The organism is Hymenobacter sedentarius (genome assembly GCF_001507645.1).
GTDB classification, from domain to species: Bacteria; Bacteroidota; Bacteroidia; order Cytophagales; family Hymenobacteraceae; genus Hymenobacter; species Hymenobacter sedentarius.
The window spans coordinates 2,693,720-2,710,606 of record NZ_CP013909.1; the positions used below are offsets into that span (position 1 = coordinate 2,693,720).

13 protein-coding genes and 1 pseudogene are annotated in these 16,887 nt (G+C 64.3%); 4 read left to right on the forward strand and 10 right to left on the reverse strand.

Annotated features, from left to right (window positions below; translation table 11 throughout):
- Nucleotides 1-8: 8 nt before the first annotated feature.
- Both AUC43_RS11065 and AUC43_RS11070 read right to left on the reverse strand, forming a co-directional pair.
- Nucleotides 9-2,468 (reverse strand): reprolysin-like metallopeptidase, encoded by a 2,460-nt coding sequence (locus AUC43_RS11065; protein WP_157781040.1) that lies wholly within the window; start codon nt 2,466-2,468, stop codon nt 9-11.
- Between the two features lie 654 nt (nt 2,469-3,122).
- Nucleotides 3,123-3,539 (reverse strand): thiol-disulfide oxidoreductase DCC family protein, encoded by a 417-nt coding sequence (locus AUC43_RS11070; protein WP_068193164.1) that lies wholly within the window; start codon nt 3,537-3,539, stop codon nt 3,123-3,125.
- 293 nt (nt 3,540-3,832) lie between these two features.
- On the opposite strand from AUC43_RS11070, the gene AUC43_RS11075 reads away from it, so the two are divergent.
- On the forward strand, nt 3,833-5,383 hold the full coding sequence (locus AUC43_RS11075) for an HTTM domain-containing protein (RefSeq protein ID WP_157781041.1): 1,551 nt from the start codon (nt 3,833-3,835) through the stop codon (nt 5,381-5,383).
- 119 nt (nt 5,384-5,502) lie between these two features.
- On the opposite strand, the gene AUC43_RS20960 is transcribed toward AUC43_RS11075, so the two are convergent.
- Both AUC43_RS20960 and AUC43_RS11085 read right to left on the reverse strand, forming a co-directional pair.
- On the reverse strand, nt 5,503-5,826 hold the full coding sequence (locus tag AUC43_RS20960; RefSeq protein ID WP_068193167.1) for a hypothetical protein: 324 nt from the start codon (nt 5,824-5,826) through the stop codon (nt 5,503-5,505).
- 78 nt (nt 5,827-5,904) lie between these two features.
- A complete protein-coding gene (locus AUC43_RS11085; protein ID WP_068193170.1) occupies nt 5,905-7,122 on the reverse strand; it encodes an esterase/lipase family protein in 1,218 nt (405 codons plus the stop codon).
- Between the two features lie 125 nt (nt 7,123-7,247).
- Here AUC43_RS11085 and AUC43_RS11090 point away from each other — a divergent pair, with 125 nt between their 5' ends.
- From AUC43_RS11090 to AUC43_RS20090, 3 genes and pseudogenes are all read left to right on the forward strand, one after another.
- Nucleotides 7,248-7,619 (forward strand): hypothetical protein, encoded by a 372-nt coding sequence (locus tag AUC43_RS11090; protein ID WP_068193176.1) that lies wholly within the window; start codon nt 7,248-7,250, stop codon nt 7,617-7,619.
- A gap of 186 nt (nt 7,620-7,805) precedes the next feature.
- Nucleotides 7,806-8,186, forward strand: a complete 381-nt coding sequence (locus tag AUC43_RS21280) for an MBL fold metallo-hydrolase (RefSeq protein WP_071885888.1) — start codon at nt 7,806-7,808, stop codon at nt 8,184-8,186.
- Nucleotides 8,078-9,025, forward strand: a pseudogene (locus AUC43_RS20090) (MBL fold metallo-hydrolase); the annotation flags it as partial. The gene AUC43_RS21280 and the pseudogene AUC43_RS20090, both read left to right, overlap by 109 nt.
- 78 nt (nt 9,026-9,103) lie before the next feature.
- Here the strand turns inward: AUC43_RS20090 and AUC43_RS11100 are convergent.
- The 6 genes from AUC43_RS11100 to AUC43_RS11125 form a co-directional block, all read right to left on the reverse strand.
- Nucleotides 9,104-9,733, reverse strand: coding sequence for a flavin reductase family protein (locus AUC43_RS11100; protein ID WP_068193179.1), 630 nt, complete (start codon nt 9,731-9,733; stop codon nt 9,104-9,106).
- A gap of 25 nt (nt 9,734-9,758) precedes the next feature.
- Nucleotides 9,759-10,631: an alpha/beta hydrolase family protein gene (locus tag AUC43_RS11105; protein WP_068193181.1), complete on the reverse strand. Its 873-nt coding sequence runs from the start codon at nt 10,629-10,631 to the stop codon at nt 9,759-9,761.
- A 32-nt stretch (nt 10,632-10,663) separates the two neighbouring features.
- On the reverse strand, nt 10,664-11,602 hold the full coding sequence (locus AUC43_RS11110; protein ID WP_068193185.1) for a proline iminopeptidase-family hydrolase: 939 nt from the start codon (nt 11,600-11,602) through the stop codon (nt 10,664-10,666).
- Nucleotides 11,603-11,620: 18 nt separating this feature from the next.
- Nucleotides 11,621-13,135 carry a M28 family metallopeptidase gene (locus AUC43_RS11115; protein WP_068193188.1) on the reverse strand — a complete coding sequence of 505 codons (1,515 nt, stop codon included), beginning with the start codon at nt 13,133-13,135 and terminating at the stop codon, nt 11,621-11,623.
- Between the two features lie 58 nt (nt 13,136-13,193).
- The gene (locus tag AUC43_RS11120) at nt 13,194-15,230 is read right to left on the reverse strand and encodes an alpha/beta hydrolase family protein (protein ID WP_068193191.1); all 2,037 of its coding nucleotides are present in this window, start codon (nt 15,228-15,230) and stop codon (nt 13,194-13,196) included.
- Between the two features lie 280 nt (nt 15,231-15,510).
- On the reverse strand, nt 15,511-16,878 hold the full coding sequence (locus AUC43_RS11125) for a POT family MFS transporter (protein ID WP_068193192.1): 1,368 nt from the start codon (nt 16,876-16,878) through the stop codon (nt 15,511-15,513).
- Nucleotides 16,879-16,887 lie beyond the last annotated feature (9 nt).

Sequence of the window (16,887 nt, forward strand, 5' to 3'; positions counted from 1 at the left end):
AAATCCACTTACTCAACCACCAGGCGCCGCGACTGGCCATTGGCCCGCACCACGTAGATGCCTTGCGCGAGGCTGCTGGGTAGCTCCAATTGCAGGGAGCCGCTGGTGGGCTGGGTCTTTTGGAGCAGCAAGCGACCCGTGAGGTCAAGCAGCTGGACGACCTGGCCAGGCGCCAAGCCGGCTACGGACACGGCCGCCCGGGCCGGGTTGGGCCACACCTGAAACTGTGCGGCCAAGCCTGCGGGTACGGCCACCGAGCGCACCGGCGAGAAGGTTTCGGTGCCGTCCACGTCGATTTGGCGGAGGCGGTAGTACACGGTGGGGCTACCGTATTGGGCCAGGGTTCCGTCCTCGAACTGGTACTGGCTGGGGCTTGAGCTGTTGCCGCGGCCTGCTACCCAGCCCAGGCGCCGGAAAACGGTGCCATCGGCCGAAGCCTCCACGGCAAAGCCGGAGTTGTTCTTTTCCGAAGCCGTGGTCCAGGCCAGGTGCGCGGAGGTGGCGCGCGCTTCGGCGCTGAAGGCCGTCAGCTCCACGGGCAGCGAGCCGGAAAGGGTGATGTTGCCGCTGTTGATGGCGAAAAATACGTTGTTCAGGGCCTGGATTTTGATGCGGCCCTGGGTGGTGGCCGTCTTGGGGAAGGTTACTTGGGCCGTGCCGTTGTTGGGGGTGCTGCTCAGGAGCACTGTGGGGAAGGTTTGGCCGCCGTCGCTCGAAAACAGGATTTGCACATTGGCGCAATTCACCGGGGCCAGGTCGGTGCCCAGCACGTCCCAGCGCACGGTGTAGGTGCTGCTGCCGGCCGCCGAAATGGCCGCGCTGGGTGCCGTCACGCGGAAGGGCCCCGCGGCCGCTACGGTCAGGCTCACGTCGGCGGTGGCCACGCCGCTGCCGCCGCTGCGGTTGTCGCGGGCTGTGAGGCGGAAATTGAGCGGGCGGGCCACCAGGGGCAGGATTTCACCTGTTGAAGCGGTATTATTCAGAATGGTTGATAGGGAAGGGAAAGTGCGCACCGGGCTGGCCTGGGGCGCAAAGCTGCGGAACAAGGGCGGGGCCGTGGCATCGGTGGCCGCGCCGGCCAGGCCGCTGGCGTTGCCCAGGTCCAGCTCTTCCCAGGAGTAGGTGAGGGCGTCGCCGTCGGCATCGGTGCCGGAGCCGGCTAGGCTGAAGGGTGTGCCCATGGGGATGGCGTAGCCGCTGGGCGGCACCGTCAGGGTGGGCGGGTGGTTGCCGTTGGCCGTGAGCGTGCCGCAGCTCAACTTGCTCATAATGGCGCTGATGCTGCCGGCGTGGAAGTAGGGGACGGCGCTGCCCACGTTATCGGGGTTGCAGCGGCCGTCGTACGACATAATGGTGTTGCCAGCACCCGGCTCGAAGGCCAGGCTGGCGCTGCGGCTGCCGCCCGCGCAGTTGCCCTGGTCGCCATTAAAGGTGTGGGCCGAGCCCAGTTGGTGCCCGATTTCGTGGGTGAGCACCGTGGCCATCAGCGAGGCCGACGAGCCCGTGGAAGCGCCGCCCGCCGCCAGCGTGGTCGAGCACACCACCCCCACGTACGCCACGCCCGAGTAGCCGCCGCTCATGTAGCCCAGCACGTGGCCCAGGTCGTAGTTCGACACCCCGATGGCCGCGTTTACCACGGCTTCGTTGGCGTTCATCAGGGCCGACGGGCTGCTGTTGTCGAAGGGGTCGGTGGCGGGGTCGAGGTACACGAGCAGGTCGGTGTTGGCCACCAGCTGCAGCCGCAGGGCCAGGTCGCGCTCGTACACGGCGTTGAGCTGGCTTACCAGCGTTACCATGCTCGCCACGGTGCCGGCCACGGTGCCGCCGCCCAACTGTCGGGTGTATTCGCCGGTGGCGGCCAGGGCCAGGCGCATGGTGCGCAGCTGCGAACCGTAGGGCGCGGTAGTAGTTGGCGCCGTGGTTCGCTGCAGGGGTGGTTGGGCCATTGGGTTGGGCAGGGCCTGGCAGTCAAATTTTATGGGGGCATCCTGGCGGCTTTCGTAGCGATTGGCGGCAGCCGGGTCGGCCAGGATGCTGTGCACGCCGGCGGGGCCTATTACCTGGGCGTGCAGGCCGGCGGGGCCGGTTTCGAGCCGTACCGTGGTGGTGGGGTCGTCCTGAGCGTGGCCGGCGTAGGTTTGAATCTGGGGAAAGCGGGCGGCCAGCGCCGGCGCCATTACCGGTACCTGGGTCAGGGCGAAGCGGTGGAGGGTGCCGTCGGGGTAGGGCAGCTCCAGGGTCACGGCTTCGGTGGGCCGGGTTTCGGGCGGGGCGGCGGCCAGGCGGGTGGCCATTTGGGCCGCATCGAGGGTAAACCAGCTGGCCGGCTCCGGCGAGGCCGTGGCGGCGCGGGCCGCGGGAGTGGCGGGCCGCCACAGCGATAGGGGTTTTTGGGCGTGGGCTTGCCCTGCAACGAGGAGGAGTAAGCTAAGAAATAGGGGTAAGGTTAGTCGGTAATGTCTGCTCATATAAAAAGGGTAAGCCAACTGGTTCGAGCTTGCGGAAAAAGGAAAAAGCCCGGCCACAGCCGAACGGAAGTACAATTTCTACTTGCTAAAAAGCGGGGCCCGAATTCCCGCTTTTAGCGTGATTAATTAGAAAGTTAGGCACAAAAGCCCAAGGGATTATCCATGTAAATGCTATATATTTTTAGCCAAGTGCAAGTGTATCAGCTAATAAATGAAACCTATTATTGGAAAGGTGAAATCACACTTGCCAGCCCATTCTTAACACTGCCGGCCCGAAAAAGCTGTTTTTCAAGCGCATTCGCATTTCGCGCGGCCAAATTGGTTCTTGGGGCAGGCGCGATTACTTCATCTTGCAGGTACCCAATAAATTGGCCATAAAAGATTTTGTCATTTAGCTCAATCTGCAGAGCTTGGCCTTTAACGCTTGGAGAAGCTCGGCGCTAGAGGCATTCGGTGAAACTCAGCGCCGGGCTGAGACAAGCTCCACCATTTGGCTTCGCTAAATGCCATTGCCGTAGCACCCGGAGTGCCGCTTAGAAGCGGGTGCTTATGACCTACGCCAGAAGGAAATCGAAGGGCGCAGTCCTCATGCGCTGCTACCCGCTTTGGCAATGGTTGGCGTACAGTATGCCGCCGCAGCTTGCGCCCGCGCCGCTACAAAAACCGCGCTTTCAGCGCCGGGGTGGGCAACATGCAGCTCTCCTCACGGCCAAACCAGCGGTAGCGGTGCCGCGCCACCAAGCGGTAGAGCGCATCGCGCCAGGCGCGGGGCAGCAACCAGCCCACTGCCGCCAACTGCCAGATGCCCCCCAGGCGGCGGGCAATGTGCAGCACCGCCGTGGAGTGGGAGTAGAGCCGGCCGCCGCTCAGCAGCAGCACCGATTCGGGCTCGGCCGCCAGGGCAGCAGGCGCCAGGCCATGGGCCGCCAGCAGGCGTTGGCCGGCGTCGCTCTGCAGGGCCGCAAAGCGGAACCGGCCTTCCGGGTCGTGCCGAATGATGAACTGCACAAAGCCGTTGCAGAGGTTGCACACGCCGTCGAACAGGATGGTATCGGGGGCTGCAGCGAGCATGGAACGGGGCGTAAAAAGGCGTTGGTTGGCGTCGGGAATGGTAACGGGGAGGGCGCCGGTAGGTTTGGCTCCTGCAGGCCCATGGGTCTGCTTATTGCCGTGGTTACTGCCTGGCAGCCGTGTCGACTGGATTTATTTAGCCATACTTGCCGGGTGGAGACGCCCTAAATTAAGTGTTTTCCCAACCAGTATGCATGCAACAATAGCCGTATAGCTACGGCAAATAATTTAACCGGCTTTCTTTTCACCTTACCACTTTGCGGCCGCTCCCGGCCCCGGATTCAGGAATGCTTATGCCCAACCAGACAGTAGGTTTTTGGGGAGTGCTGCGGCGGCCGTTCGTGCTCGATTTGCGGGCGCTGGCCTTGTTGCGCATGGCCACGGCGGCGGTGGTGCTGCTCGACTTGGCCATTCGCAGCACCGACCTCGAAGCCCACTACGCCAACCTGGGCGTGCTGCCCATGGCCGCCCTGCTCGACCACGGCTGGACGCCCTACCAGTTTTCGCTGCACGCCGCCAGCGGCATGTGGCAGGCCGAGGCCGTGCTGTTTGCCGTGGCGGCGGGCCTGGCCCTGGCCCTGCTGCTGGGGTACCACACGCGGCTGGCCACGGTGGGCTCCTGGGTGCTGCTGGTGTCGCTGCAAAACCGCAACCCGCTCATTGGGCAGGGCGGCGACGACCTGCTGCGGATGCTGCTGTTCTGGGGCATTTTCCTGCCCTGGGGCCGCGTGTGGTCCTGGGATGCGCGCGGCAAGCCCGCGCCGGCCCGCCTCGACTATTTCAGTGCAGCTACCGTGGCCTACATCGTGCAGCTGGCCCTGCTGTACTGGTGCACGGCGCTGCTCAAAAGCGGCCCCGAATGGACCCGCGACGGCACGGCGCTGTACTACGCCTTCAGCCTCGACCAGGTGCTCATGCCCGGCGGGCGGCTGCTGTACCCGTACCCCGAGCTGCTGCGCGTGCTCACCTTCGCCACTTATTACACCGAGCTGCTGCTGCCGTTTGCGCTGTTTTTGCCAGTGGGCGTGGCCCGCTGGCGGCTACTGGTGGTGGTAGTGCTGTTTGGGTTTCACCTGGTCATCAGCCTCACCTTGTTTGTGGGCATATTCTTCCTCGTGAACATGGCCTCGCTGCTGGGGCTGCTGCCGCCCGTGGCCTTGGACTGGCTCACGCGGCGGCTGGCCCCGCACCTAGCGCGGGCCCGTGGCTGGCGCCCGCGCCTGCCGGCCTGGCAGCTGCCCTGGCGGCTGCGTCTCGAGCGCACCACCGCGCCCACGCCGGGCAGCCAGCGCCTGCTGCGGGCCGTGCGCGAAACCTTCGTGGCCGTGGTGCTGGCGTACGTGTGCTGGTGGAACCTCGACGACGTGGCCGTGATTCGCCCCACCGGGGGGCTCATGCCGGAGCCCATGCGCTGGTTTGGCTACCTGTTTCGCATCGACCAGCACTGGGGCATGTTTGCGCCCACGGTCTTCAAAGACGACGGCTGGTACATCCTGGAAGGCACCACCGCCGATGGCCGCAAGCTCGATTTGAACCGCCACGGCGCGCCCGTGCGCTACGCCAAGCCCGCCTCGGTGGTGGCGCTGTTCAAAAACGACCGCTGGCGCAAGTATTCAGAGAACTACCTCTTCGTAAGCAATGCCTGGATGCGGCCCTACTACTGCAACTACCTGCTGCGCATCTGGCACCAGAACCCGGCCCATGCGCCCCTGCGACACCTTACGGTGGTGTACATGAAAGAGGTGTCGCTGCCCGACTACCAGCTGTCAGCCCCCACCCGCGAAGTGCTGTGCGACTGCGGGTTGCCGGCGCAAGCGCCGGCCGTAGCTAGGAAATCAGAATAGAAAAGAAGGGCTTTCTGATAATTAAAATTAAGTAATAGCCGAAGGAAAATACGGGTAAATCGCGCTGCTAATGCCCGTATAGCTTATAGGCCACTGGCCGCAGAATCTTCTTTTCCACTTTACCATTGCCTTATGAAACGTAAATGGCTTTTTGGGCTGACCGGTGCCATCATGTGCTCGGCGCTCACCTTATTCAGCGCCTGTACTGCTTCCGAAAACGCGGGGTCTACCAGCGGTTCCACTTCGGGTAGCACCAGCGGCACAACCACGGGTACTACCAGCGGCAGCACTTCGGGCAGCACGTCCGGCACCACCACTACGGGTACTACCACTACCGGTACCACGTCGGGTACCACGTCGGGTACCACGTCGGGCACTACTACCGGTACTACCACGAGCGGTACCACTTCGGGCACCACCACGGGCACTACTACCTGAGCCATCGCCGAACTATAATGTTCAAGCAAAAGAGCCATATCCTTGCCCGGAGATGGCTCTTTTGCTTGGGCTGGTTTTCGGCTTTAAACCCACTGCTTTAAGTACTGGAAAACACCCGGGTGGGTGAGCAGGCCCCCGTGGTGCTGCTGGCTGAATACGGTCGTGCGCACGCTGGCGCCGGCCAGCAGCGCCGCCTCATCGCCGAAGGTGGCATGGCCGCGGGCACTGTCCTGCCCCACCAGCCCATCGCCAAAATATTCGCGCAGCGCCGAGGGCCGCGTCGAGCGCAGCCACGCCCCCATCAGAATATGATACTGCACGCCCGGCAGCGGCGGCACCGGCGTGCGGGGCGGCGTGAGGTCGTCGGCGTGGGCGTCCTGCCAGTCCTCGTCCACCAAGATGGAGAAGCGCAGGTCCTTGATGCCGTTGCTGCGCTTGTTGAGCGCCTTGCTCAGAAACCGGGTCGGAAACAAGTCGATGCGCTGCAGCAGCTGCGCCGTGAGGTGCGAATTTTGCTCCAGCCACGAGCCGTCGTTGGGCGTGCCAAGCAAGAAGATGGACCGCAGGTGCGCGAGCCACGGCGCTTTTTTTAATGAGGAATGAGGAATGAGGAATGAAGAATTTCCGCTCGGGGAGGACTCCCGCTGGCTCAATTCCCCATTCTCGCTCAGTGCTTCGTGCTGGCTCAATTTCTCACTTTCATCCGACTTCTGATTCTCCCCAAATTCTTCATTAAGCGAAGCCTGCGCAGCGTAATACCCCGCGCTGCGGATGATGAGGCCGCCCATGCTGTGGCCCACCAGCACCAGCTCGCCGATGGCATCGGGGTAGGTTTCGACCAGCTCGGTGAGCAGGCGGTTGAGTTCGCGGCCGTTTTCGGAAAGGTGCAGGCCGGAATTGAAACGGAGGTAGAGGGGGCGGATGTGGGCTTCCGCGGCCAGGCGGGGGCCGTAGCGCCGGGTGTCGGGCGCATCCTGAAAGCCGGCTTGCCAGATGAGCTCATCGCCCATGAGGCCGTGCAGAAAAATCACCGTTTTTTGGTGCGGTTGGGTTAGGCGCAGGTCCGGCACGGCCACGTCGCGTTCGGCCTGCCGGAAGCTCATTTTGATGGCGCGCGCGTCGTAGCGGGCCGCCAGCTGGTCGCCCAGCGCGCCATTGAGCACCGGCAGAAAAAAGTGCCGGTGGGCCTTGCCGGAGCGCACCAGGTAGCCCGCCCCGCGCACGGGCAGCAGCGCCGCCCGCCCCACGGCCCCCAGCGCGCGGCGGAAGCGGGAAGGCGGCTTGGGGTCCGAATCGGTCATGGGCAAAGGGGCCAAGCGACGGCTCAGCAGGGGATGGAACCCGAAAGTAGCGCCGCGCGAGACATTGCGTTGGCCTTCCGCGCGAAATCAACGTACTTTGCACGACCAATCCCTAGCACAACTTCATGAAGCTTTCTTCCCGTTCCGCCCTGGCCTTGTTGCTGGGCACTGCCCTTGCCGCCTCGCTCTCGTCCTGCGATTATCACTGGAGCCCCGGCGAAAACACGCAATACCAGCACGGTTTCGTTAACCCGCCGCCTGCCTACCACAACATCGACGTGAACCGCGACAGCATCAACTACAAGCAGAAAGCGCCCGCTGCCGGCGGCGTGGGCTCGGCGGCCGCCATCAAAAACGGCACGGTGCAGGACCAGCTCAACTCGGCTCCGGCCGGCAAGAGCACCTCGTCGCCCCAGGCCCCCAACGGCACCATGGCCAGCCCCGATAAGGCGACCAATGGCACGGGCAACAAGAACGATATGCCCCAGCCCAAATAAATTTAACGGACGGTGCAAGAAGCCCGCTATCTGTCAGATAGCGGGCTTCTTGCGTTTGAGCCAAGCGGCGCCGTGCCCCGGCTTTAACCTCAACAGTGCGAAAAAAGACCAACCCCCGGCCGGTCCGCACTCGTAGTACTGCCATCCTTCCCCACATTTCTTTTCACCCTAACATCTTCTACACCGATGCTAACCAACGAAGCAACGCGGGCCTCAACGCCCGCTTTCACTGCCGTTGTGCCCGGCCTGAGCGTGCTGCGCGACGTGTTTGTGAACCTGTACTATGCTTTCCCGGAAGCCCAGCCGCAGGGGCCTTGGGTGCTTATCGACGCGGGCCTGCCCGGCTCGGCCGATAAAATCAAGGCGCACGCCGAAGAGCAGTTCGGGCCCGATACCCCGCCCACGGCCATCATCCTCACCCACGGGCACTTCGACCACGTGGGCGCGCTGGATGGCTTGCTCGCGGCCTGGCCCAACGTGCCCGTGTATGCCCACCCCCTGGAGCTGCCCTACCTGACCGGCCGCTCCAGCTATCCGCCCCCGACCCCACCGTGGGCGGCGGCATGATGGCCTACCTGTCGTTTACCTACCCCAAGCACGCTTATGATTTCGGTTCCCGGGTGCAGGCCCTGCCCGTGGACGGCAGCGTGCCCGGCTTGCCCGGCTGGCGCTGGGTGCACACGCCGGGCCACACCTTTGGCCACGTGTCGTTCTTCCGTGAGCACGACAAGGTGCTGGTGGCCGGCGATGCGTTCACCACGGTGTTTGCCGAATCGGGCCTGAGCACCCTCACCCAGAAGCAGGAAGTGCACGGCCCGCCGGCCTACTTCACGCCCGACTGGGACGCCGCCCGCGAATCGGTGCAGCTGCTGGCCCGCATGGAGCCCGAAGTGGCGGCCACCGGCCACGGAATTCCCATGCACGGCGAGGCGCTGCGCCGTCAGCTCACGGAATTGTCGGCACACTTCGACCAGCTGGCCCGCCCCAAAGTGGGCCGCTACGCCCACCAGCCCGCCACGGCCGACGCCAGCGGGGTGCGTTCGGTGCCGCCGCCTTTGGTAAAACCGTGGGTAGCGGGCCTGGCCGTGGCGGGCCTCGCCCTTAGTGCCGTGGCACTGGCCTCGGCCGGCAACGGCAAAAAGAAGGGCCGCCGATTCAAAAGCACCAGGAGCTTCTACAAAGGCCAGCCCGACACCACTTACCGGGCCTGGTACCGCGACAATCCCGCCCCCCAGGGGCCCTCGGGCCCCGACTGGCAGTACCGCCGGCCCAGCACCTTTGCTGACGCCGACCATTTCGAGCCGAACCGGCAGAAAGATTCCAGCCAGTTCAACACCGACCAATCGTTTGCCGACCACCGCTATTCCGACCAACGAAGCCGGAAGATTGAAACGCAGTATCCATAGGTAAGCATTTCCTGAGGCAATAAAAAAGTCCGTTTCAATTACTGAAACGGACTTTTTGCGTCTGGGTAGCTCAAGAATTTACTGGGCCACGGGCGGCTGCCCCGGCCGGGCGTAGCCGAAGCGCACGGGCGGCAGCACTTCGTGGTAGCCGTCGAGGCCCGAGATGCAGGCCTCGCCGAGCGCGGCCAGGTCCAGGGTGCCGTCGGTGCGCAGGCCTTCTTCGCGCAGGTACACGTGCTCTACGGTGCCCACCAGTAGCACGGTGCCGTTGGAAATGGGCAGCTCCTCACGCAGTCGCAGGCCAATGCTCAAGGGGCTTTCGGCGACGTAAGGGGCCGGAAAATCGTCGCGGTACACAGCCGTAAAGCCGCAGGCTTCGAACTCCGATATTTCCGGCCCGAAGTCGGCGGAGGTATAGTGGGCTTGGGCGGCCAGAGCCACGGGCACGTGGTTGAGGGTGTAGCAGCCGCTGCTTTTGAGGTTTTGGTAGGTGTGGCGGGGCACGGTGGTGGGCCGCGTCACGATGCCGAGCAAGGGCGGGTCGGAGCCCAGGTGCACGGCCGAGCTGAACACGGCCAGGTTGGTGGCCCCATCGGGCGCGGCCGTGCCGATGAGGTTGGCCGGCTTGAAGCCCGGCAGCCCGTTGACGAGGTTGAGTCGGTAAATCCGCTCAAAGTTTTTGATGTCGGCCGCGGTGATGTGGTGCATAGGACGTGGTAATCCGTTTGGTGGATTACTTGTTTAAAAACGCAATAACCGTTTTGGTGAGGGCAATGCGCTTGTTGCTGAACGGATGGTCGGTGTTCCACACTTCGTAGCGAAAGCTGGCCTTGTTGGCCGCGCCAATCGCCTTAATCCACGCTTCGTTGCGGCGGTTTTCGTCCAGAAACACCAGCTGCTTTTTGCTCAGGGCCGTGCCATCGGCATTGAGCTGAAAAGCCTTGGCATCGGCCAGCACGGGCGCCATCAGGGCATTGCCCGACGCTTTGCGGAGCATAAACAAGCCATCGGCGTACTTGTCGAACGCAGCGCGCGGCTCGTCTTTCGCCATCCCGGCGGCGGTGGCGTAGATGTCCCAGGGCGAGAGGATGACGGCCTTGCGGATTTCCGGCAGCTGCGGCAAGGCTTTCAGCCCAACCCAGCCGCCCATGCTGTGTCCAAACAGCGCCAGCTGCGTGGTGTCGATGCGCAGCGCTTGGGCCTGCTTTTTACAAAAAGCCACCACGCTGGTCACGTCCTCCACGCAGTTGTGAAACGAAAACTCGCCCTCGCTGCCCCACGAGCCGCGGTAGTCAAAATACAGCACGTTCCAGCCCGTGCGCCGCACCGATTGGGCCAGGTCGAGGTTGCGCTCGTTGCCGGGGAAGCCGTGTAGCAAAATCAGGGTGGGGTGAAGCTGCGGGCCTCTTGCCGTGTACAAGAAAGCCGCCAGCCGGCTGCCGTGCGACGGAATGGTTAGTTCTGCTAAACCGGCCGGGGCCTTGGGGTTATTCTCCGGGTCGGCGGTCAGGTATTTTGGGGCGGTCTGGGCCTGGGCTGCCGCCATGCCGGGGCCGAAGCCGGCCAGCGCCGCGAGCAGTAGTAGTTGAAGAAAACCTTTGAGCACCGGCTTGAGGGATAATAAATTGAGCTGAAAACCTAGTGCTGGTGCAAAAACTCCCGCACGGTTTTGAAGTATTGGTCGGGTACTTCGCGGTAGGCCGTGTGCGAAGCATTTTCGAACACCACCAGGCGCGCGTGGGGCGTGTGCCGCTGGAAATAAGCCGTGGAGACCGGCGTGGCCTCGTCGTAGCGCCCGCAGAGGTAGAGCACGGGCAGTTTCAGGTTTTTGAGGTTGGCGGTGCGGGAGTAGTTTTTCATGTTGCCGGTCGAGGTGGTCTCGTTGGCGCCCCACATGGTTTCATAGGCCTGCTTGCCTCCGCCGCGCTGCCACGTAATAACGGCCGGCCGGTTGCGCCACACGTGCAGGCTGTAGTAGTAATCCACGGCCTGCTGATACTTCCGGCGGCTCGCCGAATCCGGGGCGTTTTCCAGCTTGAACGCCGCCCGGCTGGCCGGTGGCAATTCGGCCACGTAGTGCTGCGCGTCCCGAATCCAGCGCCGGGTATCCAGCCAGGGGCTCGACTCGATAAGGCTGACGACCTGCGGCGGCTTTTTGGTAAGCACGTATTCGGTGGCCAGCGTGGTGCCCCAGGAGTGGCCCAGCAGGTGCAGCCTGGGATAGGCCAGGGCGCGCACCACGGCGTCCAGCTCCTCCACGTAGCGGCCCAGAGTCCAGAGGCTGGGGTTGTCGGGCCTATCCGATTTGCCGCAGCCGAGCTGGTCGTACAGAATCACGGGCCGCTCATCGGCCAAGGCCGTAAAATTGCCAAAGGCGCCGCTGCCCGAGCCGGGGCCGCCGTGCAGCACCAGCAGGGGCACTCCCGGCTTGTCGGCCCCCAGAATCTGGTACCACACCTTGCCACCCGGCACCTCAATGTAGCCCTCCTTTGTGGCCGATTGGGCCCGCACGGCAAAGGCCAGCAGCCAAAAGACGACTACCGCCAGCAGGTGGCGGTCAAGCAGTACTTTCTTCATCTCGAATGAAGCGTAGCGTTACCGCTCCAGCTTGAAGCCGGGCTCGCGGGCGGGCGGCGCGGAGCGGTTGGCTACTGCCCAGCCGGTGAGGTACATCCACTGCGTCATGCGGGTCAGCTTGGGGTAGTTGATGCGGTTGGGCTCGTCTTTGGGCGTGTGGTAATCCGCGTGCAGGAGGGTGGTGTACATGATGGCCGGAATGCCCAGGCGGGCATAGGGCAGGTGGTCGGAGCGGAAGTACCAGCCCTCGGGGTGGGTGGCCTTGTCCCACTCGGTGTCGAGCTTGAACTTGGGGCCGGCCTGGTTGGCGGCCAGGGCGGTTTTCACGAGGTCGGAGGAGTTCAGGTGCGGCGGGATGGAGCCCAGCAGTGCGGCGCTATCGGGGGCGTTGCGGCCCATCATTTCGGCATTCAGCACCGCCACGATGGACGCTTGCGGCACCGTGGGGTGGGCCGAGTAGTAGCGCGAGCCCAGCAGGCCGCGCTCCTCGGCGCCGTGGTACACAAACAGGGCGGTGCGGCGGGCGGGCTGCTGCTTGAAGGCGCGCATGATGGCCAACAGGGCGGCGCAGCCCGTGCCGTTGTCGTCGGCGCCGTTCCAGATGGAGTCGCCGGCCACGGGGGCGCGCACGCCGTCGTGGTCCTGGTGGGTGCTGAACAGCACGTTTTCCTTCTTGAGCTGGGCATCGGTACCGGGCACGCGGGCCACGATGTTCACCGATGGGTAGAGGAAGCTTTCCACTTTCAAATCAACCACCAGCTGCTGGCCGGCCTGCTGCACCCAGTCCTTGGCGCTTTCGGGCAGCAGCATGATGGGCGGCGTGTCCACTACTTTCAGGGTCGCATCGCCGGGCAGGCCGTAGCGGCCCCGCTCGTAGGTGTGGCCCCAGTGGTCGTACACGGCCTGCGCCCGCGAATCGGCTACAAAGACCACTGCCGTTGCGCCAGCCTTCATCAGTTCGGCCGACTTTTCGGTCATCACCTGCCGCAGGAAGTAGCGAAAAATCTGCGTTGGGGGAGGGGTGCCCGAAAAAAGCAGCGCCACGGCCTTGCCTTTGATGTCGGTTTTGGCCAGCTCGGCGGTGGTGCCGGTGCCCACGTACACCAGCGGCGCCGTGACGGCGTAGTTGGTGGGCGCAAAAATCAGGGCATCCTGGTTGGGCTTGAGCTGATGCGTGCCGATGCTGAGCTTGCTGGCTTTGGTGAGGCGGGTGCGCTGCAAGTGGAACCATTGGAAGTAGGTGCCGTCGTCGCCGGCGGGCTGCAGGCCGATGGCCCGAATCTGGTCGGCCAGCCACACGGAGGCCTTCAGCTCGTCGAGCGTGCCGCCCTCGCGGCCCCGGAAATGGTCGCCGGCCAGGGCATACAAGTCGCGCTTGATGTCGCTCTCCTTAATGGCGGCTTCCGCGTTGGCAGTCGCGGTGGGTTTGCGGGGGGGAGCTGCGGCTTTCTTCTGGGCCGAGGCGGTGAGCGGGGCGGCCAGGCTAAGGCCCGCCAGCAGCAAGGCGGTGGTGGTTTTGAAAAGGGTATTCATGCGGAGCGTTAAGTAGTTAGATGTAGTGGAAGATTCGTTTGAAATGTGGGTAGCTAAGTTACTTGCCGGGCGCGGCCGTGGCGGCTTCCGGCTGCAGGTACTGGTCGAGCCAGTCCACCCAGAGGCGGTTCCATTCCCGCAGCCGCACGGGGTCGGAGGGGGTGTGGGCGGCGATGGGGAAGGCCACAAAGCGCACGGCCACCCCGTTGTCCTGCAGAGCGTGATAGAGCTTGTAGGAATTGGTGATGGGCACGCGAAAGTCATTCACGTTGTGCAGAATCAGGGTGGGTGTACGCCAGCGGCCCGCTCGCGAGAGCGGCGACTGCGCGCGGTACCGCTCCAGGTTTTGGGCGCTGCGCCAGGGCGAAGGCCCGTAGTGTCCGGCGTTGGCGATGTTGTTGTCGCTCAGGTTGTAGCTGTCCAATAAATCGGTGACGGGGGCTGCAGCCACCGCGCAGCGCCAGCGCCGCGACTCGCCCATGAGCCAGGTCGTCATAAACCCGCCGTAGGAAGCGCCCGAAAGCGCGATGCGGGTGCTGTCGACCCAGCCGCGCTGTTCGAGCATGGCAATGCCGGCCAGCACGTCGCGCCCCGGCCCGGCGCCGGCATCTTCCCGAATGGCCCGTTGAAAGGCGTAGCCCAGGTTGTCGCTGCCCCGGTAGTTGGGCTGAAACACCACGTACCCGCGCGCCGCCACGGCCTGCCCCAGCCCATAAAAGCCCAGCCGCGAGGCATTGGATGGGCCGCCGTGCATCATGAGCACCAGCGGGTACTTTTTGCTCGCGTCAAAATCGGGCGGGTATGTCAGGATGCCGTTCGGGCGTAGGTTGTCCGAAGCCCATTCCACCGCTTCCATGCGGCCCAGGGGCAGCGCGGCGGTTTCGTGGTTGACATCGGTAAGGCGGCGCGGGGGGGCTGTGGGCGAGGCTAGGTAATACAGCTCGGCTGGGCGGCCGGGCTCGTTGGCCGTGATGGCTACGGCGTTGCGCCGGCCCACGGCCATTTCTACCCAATAGCTGCCGTTGGGCGATACGGCGCCCAGCTTGAGCTTGCGGCTGCTGCCATTCAGGCCCTGCTGCCAGATGGATACGCTGGCGCCGTCGTTGCCGCCCACAAACAGGCTCTTGCTGTCGGGGCTCCACACGGCCCGCTGCAGGTTGCGGTCGAGGGCCCGGCCCAGGTGGCGCGACTTGCCGCCGGCCGCCGGTACCACGTCAAAATCCAGTGACTCAAAAAATGGGGGCTCCCGAGGCGTCTGGTAGCTTATCCAGCGGCCATCGGGCGAGAAGGCAGGCAAGTCGACGCGGTGGGGCGAGCCCGGCAGGGGGCGGACGGTGCCGGTGGCCACATCCAGTGTGCACACGGTGGTTTCCTGGTCGCCGGTTTGGGCGCTGGGCCGGAGCACGCACGCAATGGTGCGGCCGTCGGGGGCCCAGGCAAAGGGCGCCGAGGAGTCGTCGGGCAGGCCACCGGGGCCGCTGGTCAGGCGTTGGGCGGGTTGGTTGCCGGCGGCGCTCACCAGCCAGAGGTGGTCGGGCGTGGGCGGGGCGGTGAGGGTCACGCTGCCGTTGCCCACGTCGAAGCTGTCGTTGCCGCGGGCCACTTCGGCGGCGTTGGTGGGCGCATCGGCAGCCGAGTAGGCGAGGGCCTTGCCGTCGGGGCGCCAGCTGTAGAGCTGCACGTTTTCGGCCGCCGTGGTGAGCTGCACGGGCTCGCCGGTGGGCAGCGGCTGTACAAATAGCTGGGTGTGGGCGTCTTTGCCGGTGCCGGTGCGCGCCAGAAAGGCCACCTGGTCGCCGGTGGGGGACCAGCGCGGCTGCTTCACGGTGGGGCGCCCGGCCACCAGCACGCGCTGCTGGCCGTTGGCCACGTCCACGAGCACCACCTCGGCATCGTTGCGGTTGGTGGCAAAATTGGCCCGCGACACCACGACCAGGATGCTTTTGCCATCGGGCGAAAGCTGCGGGTCGCCCACGCCCACGGTTTTGGCGATGTCGGCTAATTCGAAGCGCTTTTGCGCCGATGCCGAACCTGCCATCAGCAGGTGCAGACTCGCGGCCAATGCCCAGCTCAACTTTGAAAACAAGGAGTTCATGACAGGCCTAGAGGTAACCATGCGCTAAAGCTAAGGACCCGCTCAAGTAATCCGGCATTTTGAAGGTAGAGCGTACTCCTTCAGTCTCTGGGGAGCTGAAGTAACTCTGTCAATTCTTTCGCTTCGTTGTAAAACGTCTGTCATGCTGACGCAGGAAGCATCTTATCGCCGCGGAACGAGTCGTCCGGACGTGATAAGATGCTTCCTGCGTCAGCATGACAGCCGATTGTAGGCAGGCAGAGGTCTCAGCCAGCTCATTAGACCTATCAATACCAAAACCTTATGCCAATGCCGCCGCCCCAACCCCGACGTAGGTTTTCTCCCGCAGCCGCGAGGCCACTATTGCAAACAGCGTCACGTTCACGGCCATCAGCCCAACAAAGAACCAGTAGTAGTTCGCGCCCTGAAACCGGGCAAAAAAGCCACCGCTGGCAATGCTGCTGTTCATGATGCCCAGGAAGAAATTGCCGCCCGCAATGGTGAGCAGCCACAGCGCCGTGGTCAGGCTTTTGATGACGAGCGGCGAGTGGGTGTAGGCGTATTCCAGGCCCGTAACGGCCACCATGAGCGTGCCGCCCGCCACCACGAAATACGCCAGCACCTGCCACCACACCGAGGGGCTGCCGCCGGCATCCAAGCTGTGCTGAATGCCCGCCACAATGGCCAGTGCCAGGGCAATAATGACCATGCCCGTGCCCATGCGCCGCAGCGGGCTCATGCGCAGCCCCAGCCGCTCCAGCCCCGGGTACACGCGGTAGGTAAGCAGCGGATTCAGCCCAATGCCGAACACGATGCCCAGTATCTGGAGTTGCTCGGGCAGCGGCGTGAAGCCGGGCCACAGCTCGCGGTTGAGGTGGGCCGCCTGCAGCACCCATTCGCTCACGCTTTGGTCGTAGAGCGCCCACACCACCGGGATGAACAGGAACACCACGCCCACCCGGCGCAGCGCCGCCCGGCCCTCGCCAGGCCCGAAGGTTTGGCGCAGGCCCTGCACCAGGCCCGTGGGTGGAACGCGCACGTAGCGCCTGCGCCCCAGCCAGAAGACGAGCGTGGCCGCGCCCATCAGCAAGCCGGGTACGCCAAAGGCCACGGCGGGGCCGTAGCGGGCATAGAGTTCGGGTATGAACGCCGTAGACAGCGCCGCGCCCACGTCGATGGCCAGCTGAAACCAGCCGTAGGCCTTGGGCAGCAGGTGCGCATTGTAGCGCGTAAACTGGTCGCCGAGGTTGGCCGTCACGCTGGATTTGATGCCGCCCATGCCTACCGCAATCACCAGCAGCCCCAGCCGGAATCCCGTTAAATCATTCGCAAACGCAGCCAGCAGCGCGTGGCCCACGCAGTAAAGCAGCGAGAGATACAAAATGACGCGGTACTTGCCCACCACCCAGTCGGCCAGCAGCGCGCCCACCACCGGCAGCGCGTAGCCCAACGCCGCAAACGAGTGCACGAAGTCGTTGGCCCGGGCTTCGGCCACGGCGGTCAGGGCCGGGCTGTGGCTGGGGTTGAAAAATTGAGCCACCAGAAACGTAGGCAGTATGGCCCGCATGCCGTAGTAGCTAAACCGCTCGGCCACCTCATTGCCGATGATGAAGGGCACTGCTTTGGGAAAGCGGGCAGTTTCGGTGGGCAAGGCGGTGGGGGCGAGCATGGGGTGCGG

What these genes read in the sequence shown, in the direction of transcription:
- AUC43_RS11125 (WP_068193192.1), bottom strand. Translation starts at nt 16,878, where the DNA reads ATGCTCGCCCCCACCGCCTTGCCCACCGAAACTGCCCGCTTTCCCAAA.
- AUC43_RS11075 (WP_157781041.1), top strand. Translation starts at nt 3,833, where the DNA reads ATGCCCAACCAGACAGTAGGTTTTTGGGGAGTGCTGCGGCGGCCGTTC.
- AUC43_RS11110 (WP_068193185.1), bottom strand. Translation starts at nt 11,602, where the DNA reads ATGAAGAAAGTACTGCTTGACCGCCACCTGCTGGCGGTAGTCGTCTTT.
- AUC43_RS11115 (WP_068193188.1), bottom strand. Translation starts at nt 13,135, where the DNA reads ATGAATACCCTTTTCAAAACCACCACCGCCTTGCTGCTGGCGGGCCTT.
- AUC43_RS20960 (WP_068193167.1), bottom strand. Translation starts at nt 5,826, where the DNA reads ATGGCTCAGGTAGTAGTGCCCGTGGTGGTGCCCGAAGTGGTACCGCTC.
- AUC43_RS11065 (WP_157781040.1), bottom strand. Translation starts at nt 2,468, where the DNA reads ATGAGCAGACATTACCGACTAACCTTACCCCTATTTCTTAGCTTACTC.
- AUC43_RS11085 (WP_068193170.1), bottom strand. Translation starts at nt 7,122, where the DNA reads ATGACCGATTCGGACCCCAAGCCGCCTTCCCGCTTCCGCCGCGCGCTG.
- AUC43_RS11120 (WP_068193191.1), bottom strand. Translation starts at nt 15,230, where the DNA reads ATGAACTCCTTGTTTTCAAAGTTGAGCTGGGCATTGGCCGCGAGTCTG.
- AUC43_RS11090 (WP_068193176.1), top strand. Translation starts at nt 7,248, where the DNA reads ATGAAGCTTTCTTCCCGTTCCGCCCTGGCCTTGTTGCTGGGCACTGCC.
- AUC43_RS11070 (WP_068193164.1), bottom strand. Translation starts at nt 3,539, where the DNA reads ATGCTCGCTGCAGCCCCCGATACCATCCTGTTCGACGGCGTGTGCAAC.
- AUC43_RS21280 (WP_071885888.1), top strand. Translation starts at nt 7,806, where the DNA reads ATGCTAACCAACGAAGCAACGCGGGCCTCAACGCCCGCTTTCACTGCC.
- AUC43_RS11100 (WP_068193179.1), bottom strand. Translation starts at nt 9,733, where the DNA reads ATGCACCACATCACCGCGGCCGACATCAAAAACTTTGAGCGGATTTAC.